General features: G+C 39.5%; 10 protein-coding genes. 2 read left to right on the forward strand and 8 right to left on the reverse strand.

All coding sequences use genetic code 11. The features are described from left to right. Positions 1-18: 18 nt before the first annotated feature. Positions 19-1,896 carry a 7TM diverse intracellular signaling domain-containing protein gene (locus V6R21_RS17855; protein WP_334244947.1) on the reverse strand — a complete coding sequence of 626 codons (1,878 nt, stop codon included), beginning with the start codon at positions 1,894-1,896 and terminating at the stop codon, positions 19-21. A 232-nt stretch (positions 1,897-2,128) separates the two neighbouring features. Here V6R21_RS17855 and V6R21_RS17860 point away from each other — a divergent pair, with 232 nt between their 5' ends. Then, entirely contained in the window at positions 2,129-3,034 is a 906-nt protein-coding gene (locus V6R21_RS17860; RefSeq protein WP_334244948.1) for a hypothetical protein, read from the forward strand. A 235-nt stretch (positions 3,035-3,269) separates the two neighbouring features. On the opposite strand, the gene V6R21_RS17865 is transcribed toward V6R21_RS17860, so the two are convergent. The 3 genes from V6R21_RS17865 to V6R21_RS17875 all read right to left on the reverse strand — a co-directional run bounded on the left by V6R21_RS17865 (position 3,270) and on the right by V6R21_RS17875 (position 6,932). Beyond that, entirely contained in the window at positions 3,270-4,739 is a 1,470-nt protein-coding gene (locus V6R21_RS17865; RefSeq protein WP_334244949.1) for a BCCT family transporter, read from the reverse strand. 97 nt (positions 4,740-4,836) lie between these two features. Beyond that, positions 4,837-6,474 carry a S41 family peptidase gene (locus V6R21_RS17870; RefSeq protein ID WP_334244950.1) on the reverse strand — a complete coding sequence of 546 codons (1,638 nt, stop codon included), beginning with the start codon at positions 6,472-6,474 and terminating at the stop codon, positions 4,837-4,839. 158 nt (positions 6,475-6,632) lie between these two features. Next, positions 6,633-6,932: a HesB/IscA family protein gene (locus V6R21_RS17875; RefSeq protein WP_334244951.1), complete on the reverse strand. Its 300-nt coding sequence runs from the start codon at positions 6,930-6,932 to the stop codon at positions 6,633-6,635. Between the two features lie 342 nt (positions 6,933-7,274). Here V6R21_RS17875 and V6R21_RS17880 point away from each other — a divergent pair, with 342 nt between their 5' ends. Then, positions 7,275-8,159: a CsgG/HfaB family protein gene (locus V6R21_RS17880; protein ID WP_334244952.1), complete on the forward strand. Its 885-nt coding sequence runs from the start codon at positions 7,275-7,277 to the stop codon at positions 8,157-8,159. Positions 8,160-8,221: 62 nt separating this feature from the next. On the opposite strand, the gene V6R21_RS17885 is transcribed toward V6R21_RS17880, so the two are convergent. The 4 genes from V6R21_RS17885 to V6R21_RS17900 all read right to left on the reverse strand — a co-directional run bounded on the left by V6R21_RS17885 (position 8,222) and on the right by V6R21_RS17900 (position 12,892). After that, complete coding sequence (locus tag V6R21_RS17885; RefSeq protein WP_334244953.1) at positions 8,222-8,626, reverse strand: hypothetical protein; 405 nt, start codon at positions 8,624-8,626, stop codon at positions 8,222-8,224. Between the two features lie 61 nt (positions 8,627-8,687). Further along, positions 8,688-10,199: an acetyl-CoA carboxylase biotin carboxylase subunit gene (gene accC, locus V6R21_RS17890; protein ID WP_334244954.1), complete on the reverse strand. Its 1,512-nt coding sequence runs from the start codon at positions 10,197-10,199 to the stop codon at positions 8,688-8,690. Between the two features lie 75 nt (positions 10,200-10,274). Continuing rightward, complete coding sequence (locus tag V6R21_RS17895) at positions 10,275-10,709, reverse strand: hypothetical protein (RefSeq protein WP_334244955.1); 435 nt, start codon at positions 10,707-10,709, stop codon at positions 10,275-10,277. A 311-nt stretch (positions 10,710-11,020) separates the two neighbouring features. Then, the gene (locus V6R21_RS17900; RefSeq protein WP_334244956.1) at positions 11,021-12,892 is read right to left on the reverse strand and encodes a glycoside hydrolase family 13 protein; all 1,872 of its coding nucleotides are present in this window, start codon (positions 12,890-12,892) and stop codon (positions 11,021-11,023) included. Between the last annotated feature and the right edge of the window lie 61 nt (positions 12,893-12,953).

Below are 12,953 nucleotides of genomic sequence, written 5' to 3' on the forward strand. Positions count from 1 at the left end.
ATGTTAAATGTTAATTTATTAGTCTATAATGAGTTTAGACCACCCGTGTTTATCTGTACTTTTTACATCTTTCAATCTCCCTAATCTCTCCTTCACTTTTTTACTGAACTTCCAACAAGTATTATGACGCACATCCAATTCTGTTGAAAGCTCAGCGGCTGTAACATCCCCTTTCTTGGCATATACCAAAAACAGTATGTAGAAAGCTTTTTGAATTGGGAAGTGAAGTCGGTGGAATAATGTCCCGTTTGTTGTTGATTCATTAAATCCACATTTGGTACAGCGTCGCGCAAAAGGACCTGTACCTTTAGAGTACTTATCATTGCCACATTTCTTGCACTCAAAGGTCTCTCCATCCCATTTCAGTTCTTCCAGGTATTGGAAACAAGCCTGATCGTTTGGAAATATCCTTGTAAACTCATCCATGTTGACGTCTTGCATGAGTACTCTTGCTGTAGCAATTTCTTTTACACTTTCCTGAAGCTGCATATTCTCTCCTTTCAGCAACTCATTCATACGAGCTATCTCATCTGCCTGCTTTGCCAATTGAAGTGACTGCTGTTCCAGTTGCTGATTTACTTCACTGAGTTCATCATTTTTAGACTCAATGATCAGCTTTTGTTTGTTAATTTTGTCAGTACGTTCTACAACTTTCTGCTCAATAATTTTTTCATTATCCCTTAACTGTTGAATTATACGCTGCTGCGCACTTTCTTTTTCTTCCTTAAGCATCCTGTAGCGCTCAGCCAACGCCATTGAGAAGAAAAACACCTTCATGATCAAACTAAAGTTAAAAGCATAGACTCCTAGAATGTGGTAGATGATATAAATGCCTAATGCTCGCAAGGAGATAATAGACACCCCAAGCATTACAAATGCATATCCCACCAAAAAGAAACGGCTTTCCATGTCTCCTTTCCGTAAAATCATCAGTGCATAAACAAAGACAACCCCAAAAGGCAAAATATAGTAAGGAGAGTTCCAAAGTAACTGCCCCTTGAATAACCCATAGAAGAAATACAACAAGTTAAGCCCGACCGTCACCCATAGTAGGCGCCAGCCAGTCTTATGTTTTTCATCCATTCTCAAGAAAGTACTACCGAACAAGACCGTTGCCACTAGAAAGAATAAGGGAGAAATATAATCGATTATTCGATTGAGGAAAGGCATTGATGGCCAGATAAACTGGAAACCTGTCCGGTCTTCTACCATTCCCACAAAAATACAGCTGATTACAAAGAGTACATAAAAGATGTAGAACCGCTCTTTTGCTGAAAAGAACAATAGAAGGTTATAGACAGCCAACAGGACTAGAATACCATAAAACCCTCCAAGCATATAGTATTCTGTTGTGGCATACTCTACTAACCGTTCATCTTTCCATACCTTATATATAAATGCTGTCCGATAAACGGAAGTATACCTAAAGTAAAAGGTAACATGCTCCGTTCCGGAAGGTACATTGTAAATAAAGTTCTTGTGCTTAAAGGTTCTTTCACCGAATAGCATTTTCATTCCGGATGTACCCAAATCCCGAACAACACTGTCTACTACAACATAAGCTGCCAGGCTATCCACATGGCTGTCCAGCACTTCCATCATCCACTCCCCGTTCTTCAAAGCATCTCCAACCAAATCAACCCTAATCCAATAAGGTACACTTGGATCTTTCATGGTCAATACTTCTGCTCGTGCCTCATAGCTCCACTTCTCTTTTCCAAGTTTCAGTACATCATTGATCCCCAATCGTTGCCCCTTTTCTTTCAAATAGCTTATTGACCGGCTAGGTACCATCTGCTCATTACTGTCAGTCAGGTAATAAAACTCCGCCAAGTCAAAAGCACGTGCATTAAATCCAATAAATAATAATAGAAGTGAAAAAAGAAGACGTCTCATATGTACTAAACCACAAGTTTATATAACTTTTCCTTCGCAATATAAGACTATCTGAATAATTGAAGTGCCTGAAAATAAATATTCAATAAAAAGAAGCCTCTATAATATTCTTTATTAACAACCTCATTATCTATTACTTACCTATTCATTCTTGATTTAAACCAACCAAAGTAATTATCGAAGTGTCATATAGTTATATATGCATTACTCAGCTTGACACATTTTTGCTACTATGAAAAGAATATTCAAAGTGATTTGCTTGCTACTCATTGTTAACCTCTACCTCTCGTGTGATGACGATGACACTATGTCCATTATAGCTCCATCAGAAGGGGATTATATGATTTTTGGAACCTCATATGGTTTCTGTGCCGGAAACTGCACAAACCTATTTTTATTGAAAGACAGCTTGTTATTTGAAGATGATGACGTTGAAAGAGGAATTCCTGATACTGTTCCATTTAAAGAGGAACCTTTAGAACACTCTTCATATGACATAGCCAAGGTACTTTGGAATGAACTTCCTCAAGAATTGCTTTCAAGTAATGATACCGTTTTTGGCTGTCCAGACTGTGCAGACCAAGGTGCTATTTACCTAAAACTCAGGCTTGAGGGACAGATATATGAATACCGTATCGATACTTATGATGAGCAATTGCCAGAATTCCTGATTCCTTTTAGCAATAAAGTAGAAGAGATAACCAAGACGCTGGTAGATAGTAGCTCTTCCAAAACCACTCTTAAGGATGAGCAGTTGGTTTTTGGTCTGTATTACGGTGAATGTCTAGGCAACTGCACGCACCTTTACTTAATAGACAATGAGATGCTTTATCAAGATGATAGTGTCACTTATATTATACCTGAACAAGTCCCCTTTAAACCTGAAGCCTTGCCTTCTGAATCATATGAAATGGCTAAAATTCTCTTAGCTGAATTCCCTTCAGCGCTTTTGAATGAAACCGACTCTATATTCGGTTGCCCTGATTGTGCGGATCAAGGAGGTATATTTATTAGGTACAGCTATGGAGATAAAACGAGGACATTCAGGATAGATACAAATGACAATGACCTTCCTGAATACCTTATTCCCTACTCCAATAAGGTTGAATCAATTACCAGCTCTTTGTCACAACCTTAATTGATCTTAAATAAGTACCACTAATTTCTTAATAAAATTAAAGGGTGTAACTTTTTCGAATTTTATGACGTTAATTTGTAGTGTAAGGAATTTGAAAGATATCAAGAGATAATAGATATATATAGAGAAATAAGGGTTATAGTAGAAAGTAGCAATGAGAAATAGTTAGTTTTTGGGTTACTAACTTAATTTAAAAGGGTTTCGCAATGCGTTTCCCTTTTTTTATTACCTTATTTCACTTTCCTTTCCGAATTTTTTTCACAAAATCGAATAGCATAATGGTCATCAGAAAACCCAATGGCAATGCGGCTATCACCAACAAATTACTCATCGTTTTCAGCACTTCATCCCCGCTTATATAAATACAAATAATGGTAACGGCAGGTATGATAATTCCCCAAAGTAGCTTCACCTTTCCACTTGGGTTGTTTACACCCCGACTACTCATCATACCCAATACAAATGTAGCTGAATCAATAGAGGTAATCAGGAAAGTACACAGCAGGAATACAGTGATCAAATTCAAGGCTTCGCTAAATGGTAGGTATTGAAAGAACTCAAACATGGACGTATATAGGTTCGTGAAAGCTCCTTGCTCCAGCTGAAGACTTTTCGCATCCAAAATGTTCAGTATGTTTCCGCCAAAAATGGCAAACCATACCAGCGTGCCTATAGTCGGTAAAAGCAATACTCCAAATACATATTCCCGTATTGTTCTTCCTTTTGAAATTCTAGCAATAAACACCCCTGTAAAAGGAGCCCAAGCCAACCAGAATGCCCAATAAAAGACAGTCCAGTCATGGACAAAATTATAATCACTTCCCAAGAAGCCTGTATCAATACTTAACCTGAAAAAATCGCTCACATAGGCTATCGTTCCTTCAGCAAAAGCACCAAAAACAGCCTGCTTATTCCCTACCAACAAGACAAAAAGCATCAGCGCCAAAGCCACTGTCATATTGATGTTGGAGAGCCATTTGATACCTTTTGTAATGCCAGACATAGCAGAGAGCAATGAAATAGTCCCTAGCAGTATGATCATGACTATTGCCAGTGAATTGAAGGAGTCCAACTCATACAGTTGACTTATCCCTCCTGCTATTTGCATAGTTCCAAGCCCCAATGAGGCCGTGACACCAAATAAGGTAGCGATCACTGCCAGCAAGTCAGCTCCAGACTTGAAGTACTTTTGTATCCTCGGTGAGTTAATTTTAGGTAAGGCGGTACTTGTTAAGGCTGGCTGCTTTAGCCGGAACTGATAATATCCTATTACCAAACCAAAGAAAGCATAGAAGCCCCATGCTGTTAGTCCCCAATGGAAAAACACATATTTCATGGCATTGGTAGTTACAGAAACCGCTTCAGATGGTGGATACCAGAAAAAGTAAGAAGGCTCCTGAACGCCTCTTTGGAGTAGCCCTGCCCCCATTCCTGCACTATAGAGCATGGAAATCCAAGATAGACGGCTGTATTCTGGCTTATCATCAGCGTCCCCCAATTTTACATGCCCGTATTTTGACATTGCCACCCAAATACAGAATACCACTAACAGAAGCCCCAAAACCAAGTAAAACAGACCAAAGTTATACCTTATTACCTGATTCAAATGGTCTGTCAATTCAAGCAATGTAGCTGGCTGCCAAATACCCGCCAATACAAAGCTAATTCCAACTACCAAAGCGCCCGATATAACTCTTTTATCCATCTTAGTCTAAAGTCTTAAATTCAGGTTAAAAAAAATTCCCTTCAACAGCTTTACTTCTGCTGAAGGGAATCATATTAAGTGTTAGATATAATGTCTTTTAGTTGGTTTTGGTAACACCCATTAATGCTTCTGCCTGACCAAACATGCGTACTGCCTGCATAAAAGTGGGATCACCTTGATTATGGACAGGGAAAAATGCCTGATCTCCCCAAATCACTCTTCCTATTGTCTCTTTTGTATCTCTCAGAATTCTGTCCCGAGACAATGCAAACTCAGCCTTATTAAAATGCACCTCATTTTCCAATGCATTATTCAGCAGTTCTTTGACCATTTGATTATCGAGTTCAAAGTCTGAAATGAACTGCTTCATTCCCATGCCTTCCAGCCTTTCCCTATGCTCATTGGCATATTCAATGGCAAAATCCCTCATCACATCTTTCTGAAGAAGATCACGGTAATAATTGGTATAAAAAGTAGTATCCATTCCAATAAAGACATCAGGTAAGATCCCTCCTCCTCCAAATACTTTCCTTCCACCTACGGTTCTGTACTGTAGACTATCTTGCACTTGTACACTATCTTCCACAAAGTACTCTCCGTGCATAAAACGCTCCTCCAGTTCCTGTTCATAACTTTGCACTCCTTTATAAGGCTTCTGGATACATCTGCCACTTGGTGTATAGTAACGGGAAATCGTCAGTCGAAGCAATGAATTGTCCTGCAAACGGATTTGCCTTTGAACCAATCCTTTTCCAAATGACCTTCTACCAACTACCAACGCTCTGTCATGATCCTGAAGCGCTCCCGTCACAATCTCAGATGCTGAAGCTGAATGCTCATTGATCAATACAATTACTGGTTGGTTGACAAAATAGCCATCGTTCTTTGAGTATTCATGTTCATCAAATGCTGAACCCTTTCCGTCAGTATATACAATCAGCTTATCCTTTGGCAAAAGTGCATCAACCACTTGAACAGCCTGTCCCATATATCCTCCACCATTGTCTCGAAGGTCTAAAACCAATTGCTTCATCCCTTCTTCCATCAGCTTATCAAGTTCCTCCTTGAATTCTTCATAAGTATTGGTTCCAAAGCGGCTGATCTTGATATATCCTGTCTTTTCATCCACCATATAGGCAGCATTTACAGAATGGGTAGGAATTTTATCTCTCGTAACGTTGAAATAAAGTGTATTGTCACTTCCCTTCCTTGCAATACCTATATTGACTTTTGTTCCTCTTTTCCCCCTCAGCTTCTTGACCACTTCATCAGAATCCAATCCTGGACCAGCTACTGTCTCGCCATTCACCAAAACCAGTTTGTCTCCTGAACGAATGCCTGCTTTATCTGAAGGTCCATCTGCCAAAACGGACACGACCTTTACCGTATCTCTAAAGACCCTGAATTCAATCCCGACCCCTTCAAAACCATCTTGAAGTTGTGAATTGACGATATCTACGTCATTTTTAGGAATATAATAAGTATGAGGATCTAAGTCTTCAATCACAGCCTTGATCGCCTTTTCGGTTAAAACTTCACTGTCAATTGAATCCACATAATACTGGTCTATATTGTTCAGCACTTGTTCCAGCTTACCAGTATTAAGTGCCAGTCCACCTCCCTGTCTAGAAGGGCTTAGAAACTCACCGCCGACAATCATTCCAACGCACAGCGACACTGCGATCACCAATGGTAACATCACACCTATCCGCTGCGAATTATTTTGCTCACTCATATTCTCGAAATATCTGAGGGGTTACACTTTAGATTGTTCTGAAAAAGGTGCCTATACTGCACGACAAGCTACAGTACAAAAGTCTTCTTCCTTCAATTTATAAAGTGTTCTATGCAGAAACCACTTAGAACACTTTAATTTTTGAAATTTTAGTAAAATCAAGGTTTATTGAACACAAACCCCTGTTCATCTCTCCTTTCTTCAAAATCCAGCTCAAGGTCAAGCAAGTACATGATGTGTCTTTTGTCAATCAGTACCTCAAGTCCTTCTATCTCATAAATCTGGTCATGCTCTTGCTCCTTGTCAAAGCCAAGAAAAAATCCTGCAGCTCCACATCCTCCGCCTTTCATTCCTACACGAAGCCTATAACCATCCGGTATCTGCTTGTTGCTAAATATCTTCTTTACCTCTTCGGCTGCTCTGCTGGTTACTTTAACTGGTATTAATCCCTTTTCCATTCGCTCATTAATTATGCTAATCCTATCTGATTTCCCACAAACGGGAAACTTGACAATCAAAATTGTCTGCTTCTATATAATCTTGTGCAAGTTACTGATTTCAACTTTCAGAAAGAAAATTGTCCAAAATGCCTTTGCTATTTGTCCTTTTATTAAATACAGCTAAAACCATTACACCTAGGTTACAAAAACCAATTACAGAAGTTTTCAAAGTGACTTCATAGAAGAAACTGATTATGACTGAAACTGTTTTCTGACTACATTTTCATGGAATATTCCTTAATTTTATCCAATATTTCATTAATTGAGGTGTCATTTTAAAATAAGTAAATAGATATAACAATGAGACGTGTACTCTCAGGATTGATTCTGATTCTTTTAACTATCGGGACTAGCTATGCACAAGACAAAGAAGTAGTCGCCGTAACACCAGTCACATCCTCTATAACAAGAGGAGCCAGAGCTTATGCCAACAGTTTAACCGAAGTGATTGTGGATGGTATCGTAAAATCCAACCGCTTTCGAGTAGTTGACCGCTCCAATTTTGACGATATTCTTTCGGAAGAGAACTTGCAGAAAGGGGAAAGCTTTATTGATGGTCTTGTTGTGGAGCAAGGTAAAAAACTTGGTGCGCAATACATTATCACAGGCAACCTAAGCAGTGCCTCTGCCGATCCGCAATACCGATATGAAAGGTATCGCAACCGTACAAGAAAGGTATTGGCAGGATACAATGCCCATGTTTCGTTCACCATGAAAGTCATAGATGTAGAAACAGGTGAAATCTTGGGTTCAGATGTATTCGACAACCGATCTGGAGGCTACTGGGTGTTTGATGGACTTTACCAAAGCCCTGAGGCTGCAATTACCGCTGCCCTCAAAAATGCCCGCCCACATACGATCAGGTTTGTTGACCAGCACTTTCCGCTGGATATGAAAATCTTTGAAATTGCCCAACAGAAAAGAGGCTATGCAAAAGAAATTGTTGTAACTGGAGGTCGAAACAATGGACTGAAAGTAGGACAATGGCTGAAAGTGGTGCATGTATCACGTGTTAACCTTGAAGGAAAGTTTGTCAAGAGAAGCAAACCTTTGGGCTGGGCGCAAGTGGTAAGTGTTGATGATGAGTACTTCTCAACCTGTAAGGTTAAAAGAGATGGTGGGGACAAAATATTCGAACTGTTTCACAATGACCCTGAAAATGTAAGGGTAATGAGTGGTCAGTAATGACGACTGTTTCCAAAGTAAAAAATCCCTTCTATGCTATTTAGAAGGGATTTTTTTATGAATTACTGAGCAATGTTTACTGTACCTTTATGGTAGCTAATTTCCTTTACAAGGTTGAGTGGCGTAAACCTTACACGGAAGTAGTCTCCTGTAATCTCCACTCCACTTCCTTCACACTGCTTTCCGGTGCTAACAAAATAGACATAGTACTTGCCATTTCGGCTTGCCAGTTCTACAAAGTCAGGCTTACCTAGGTACTTCTGTACGCCAAGCTCATTTACACCTAACAGCTCATCCTTTACAGCTTTAAAATCATCCAAAATTGTTAGCCTTTCTCCCTTGCAACCGTTCTTGTCATTTTTCCAGAGAGACATATCGAAGTCTTCGTCTGAAATATTCACGGACTTGGAACATCCGGCCGACAGCAATATCACTGCGGCCCCTACTACCATCAAAAGTTTGTTCATCTCAATTATTCAGTCTATCCAAATATGGCAGAAGTCTGATTCCCCTGCCATTCCTTATTTATTAGCGTAGTCTTGATTTCCACTTACTTTTGCTGCCTTTCTCTACTTGCTGATCAGTAGTTACAGCAGTTGTATTTCCTTTATCCAAAAGATGTGCTACCAATGCTACAGCGATTTCTTCTTCCTCCGAATGATCGGCATCCACAAAAACAGATGGATTAAAATACTTTTCGACAAATTTGGTATCAAAGTTTCCGGAAACAAAAGCATCATGTTGAAGTACAAATTTACAGAAGTTCAAAGTTGTTTCCACCCCTATAATTTGGTACTCATCAATCGCTCTCAACATTCTCTCAATTGCTTCCTGACGTGTAGCACCAGTCGCAATCAGCTTTCCAATCATTGGGTCATAGTAAATCGGAATCTCCATATCTTCCTCATAACCGTCGTCTACCCTTATACCGATTCCCTCAGGTTTTCTATAAGTCTGTAGTGTACCGATGTCTGGCAAGAAGTTATTTGCTGGATCTTCTGCATAAACCCTTACTTCAATCGAATGTCCTGTAAATTCAAGGTCTTCCTGTGTAAAAGGCAATTGCTCCCCTTCTGCTACTTTTATTTGAGTCTTCACCAAGTCAAGACCTGTTATCTGCTCAGTAACAGGATGCTCTACCTGAAGACGTGTATTCATCTCAAGGAAGTAATAATTGAGCTGATCATCAACGATAAACTCTACTGTTCCTGCCCCGAAGTAATTACATGCTTTCGCTACATTGACTGCACATGCTCCCATTTCCTTTCTAACCTCAGGAGTTAGGATCGCAGACGGTGCTTCTTCAATTACCTTTTGGTGGCGACGCTGTACAGAACACTCACGTTCAAAAAGGTGTACTGTATTGCCATGTTCATCTCCCATCACCTGAAACTCAATATGTCGAGGAGAGGTAATGAATTTTTCAATAAACACAGAACCGTCACCAAAAGCAGAAACTGCCTCACTTACTGCACGCTCCATTGCTTCTTCAAAGTCAGCTTCCTTTTCGACGATCCTCATACCTTTACCGCCACCACCTGCGCTAGCCTTTATCAAGACAGGATAACCAATTTCAGCTGCTTTTTTCTTAGCAAGGTCAATATCTTCCACCGCCTCACTAGTACCGGGTACCAAAGGGATATCATATTTCGCAACTGCCTGTTTTGCTGCCAACTTACTACCCATCACCTCAATTGCTTCAGGTGAAGGACCAATAAACTTGATTCCAGCTTCTGCTACTTTTTTCGCAAAAATTGCATTTTCTGACAAGAAACCATACCCTGGGTGTACTGCATCTACATGAAGGTCTTTACAAACTTGGATAATTTTATCCATTTGGAGATAAGACTGTGCAGATGGTGCAGGCCCCAACAATACAGCCTCGTCTGCCATTCTTACATGAGGCGCCAAGCGGTCTGCTTCACTGTAGACCGCTACTGTTTTAATCCCCAATTCCTTGGCAGATCTTATGACCCTGATTGCAATCTCACCACGATTGGCAATGAGTATCTTTTTTATTTTAATTTTTGGTATTGACATAAAAAATGTTGTTGTGTTTGTCTATTGGTATATCAAAAGTTACCCTTGGATAACTATCTTATGTGTTTGTGTCAATTACTTCAATGGGCATTTTTCCAGTTCCTGAAGGGTTTTAACAAAGTCAGAAGGAATAAAACCTTTTAATCCTTTCATGATTAGCTCAAAACCTCCAGCATGTAATTTCATTGCTTCAGTGACATGGGTGACTGGGTGTAAAGCAACTGATAAATCGGTCATCGTTTCAAAAGGATATTCCTCAGAAATCATCTTACCTTTAGCTGGAATACCTGCAATAAAAAGCAACTTATCTTGAATAATGCATACCATTCCAACTGCCTGACCTTCTCTATGTACCGCCAATACCCAAGCAGCTCCCAACAGCTCATGTCCATTACTCACTATATTTGACAATGTCGTACAAACCTGTCTGTGTAACGGCTCAAGCTCTTTCAATCCATAAAGCTTAATCCCCAGTTCTTTTAGTCTCTCTGCTACTTCCTGATTATTCATTTTTCCTTTGTTCACTGAAAGACCAAAAATATCCATAGAATATTGCAAAACAAAGGTAATCCTATGTCTATCTAATACGCTATCTACTCAACTTGCATCAAAAGCAGGGACTTGTTCCTTTTCACATGCAGTAAAAGCTACATAGTTTACGCCCGATTCTTCATCAGGATAATCAACAACCTGATTACTTATTTCCAATATCTCTGCGTTAGTAATCTCGTGATATATTAATATCCCTCACTTTCTCAATTGAAAAAAGGCTTCCCAAATAGGAAGCCTTTCAATACTAAATATATAAGATTTTATTGAACTTACTTCAGTTCCAATACCATTGGACTATCAGCTGTCAGTTCAATACTGTCTTTCATGTCAAAAGACTTTCCACTAATTACATCTTTACCTTGCGTAACACCTTCAAGCAACTGACTGAACCTATCCAGTTTTAAGGTCTGATTGTTTTTACTCTTGTTCAGTACAACCATCACCTTTTCGTCTGCATTATACCTGAAGTAAACATAAATGTCATTGTTCTCAGGAGCATAATGAGTCAGTTTACCTTCTTGTACTGCCTTGTTGTCTTTTCTCCAATTAAGTAACCTCTTTACAAATTCCTTGGCATCTTTCTGTTCACCTGAAAGTCCTTCGCCTGTAAATGCATTCACTTTATCTCCTTCCCAGCCACCTGGGAAATCTGTACGGATAATCCCATGATCACCAGGATGACCTTCATTTTGCATCAACACTTCCGTACCATAATAAAGTTGAGGAATACCTCTCATTGTCAAGACATAAGCCACTCCCATTTTAAACAGCCCAACATCTCCATTGACTTGGGTAAAGAACCTGTCCATATCATGGTTGTCTGGGAAAATTACCAAATTGAAAGGATCCGCATACAGAAAATCATTGGCCAGCATTTCATATACTGTATTCAAACCGCCATTATAAGCTTGTACAGCTTCACGCTGAAGACTTTTCTTAAGTGCTCCTTGCAATGGAAAATCCATTAAACTCGGCAAATAAGAAACATACCCATTGAAGTTTTCTTTACCTTTTTGCCAGTAAGAAACCAATGCTGGGTTTTCTGACCACTCCTCTCCTACAATATTAAAATTCGGATACTCCTCCATAACTCGGCGTGTCCACTCAGCCATAAAGTCCATATCAGGATAAGAGTAAGTGTCCATTCTAATACCTGCAAGGTTCAAGTACTCTACCCACCAAATAGTGTTTTGGATCAAGTAATTCGCCATCAATGGATTACGCTGATTCAGGTCAGGCATTGTTTTCACAAACCAACCATCAAAGTATTTTTCCTTATCTATTTTTGAGGCATAAGGGTCCAAAATTGCCGCCTTCTTGTGGTTTGTCTGTACAAACTCTCCTTCCTGATAGTTTAACCAATCAGAAGAAGGCAAGTCTTTCATCCACCAGTGCTCAGATCCACAGTGGTTCAGGATCATGTCCATAATCAGCTTAATGTCTTTCGATGCTGCCTGATCACTTAGTTGCTTGTATTCCTCATTAGTACCAAACCTAGGGTCAACTCGGTAAAAGTCTGTAGTAGAATAACCATGATATGAGTATGTTTCTTGGTCATTTTCCAAAACAGGGTTTACCCAAATAGCTGTAAAACCCATATCCTTGATATAGTCCAATGAGTTGATGATTCCTTGAATATCACCGCCATGTCTACCTCCCTTAAAGTTACGGTCTGACTGTTCTTTTAACCCAGCTACATTGTCATTGTCAGGATTACCATTTACAAAACGGTCAGGTGTAATCAAGTACATGACATCACTATTGTCAAAACCTTTGTACTCCTCTCCTTTCTGGGAACGCTCCTTCAGTTCGTAGGCATATCGCTTTACTGTCTTCCCTTTTACATCCTTAAAGAGAATATCAAACTTTCCAGGATTTGTCTCAGGACTAATGTGAAGGTCCAGAAAAAGGTAATTAGGACTTTCAACTGAGATAGCTTGTTTAAGTGTTACTCCCTGATAACTGACTTCAGGCTTCAGGTCTGAAATTTTTTCTCCATAGATCATCAGTTGAAGATCCTGATTCTTCATCCCTGTCCACCAGAATGTTGGCTCCACTCTATCAATCTCATACTTGGCGTGAGCATGAAAGCCTATCATCAGCAATGAAAGGAATGCCCCTAAAAGTTTGTAATGTCTCATTATCTGTGGAATAGTTTTTTAAGTATTTAATTCAATTGAAAATTAGATAAGTGCAATTATT

This window comes from Limibacter armeniacum, from assembly GCF_036880985.1.
GTDB lineage: Bacteria > Bacteroidota > Bacteroidia > Cytophagales > Flammeovirgaceae > Limibacter > Limibacter armeniacum.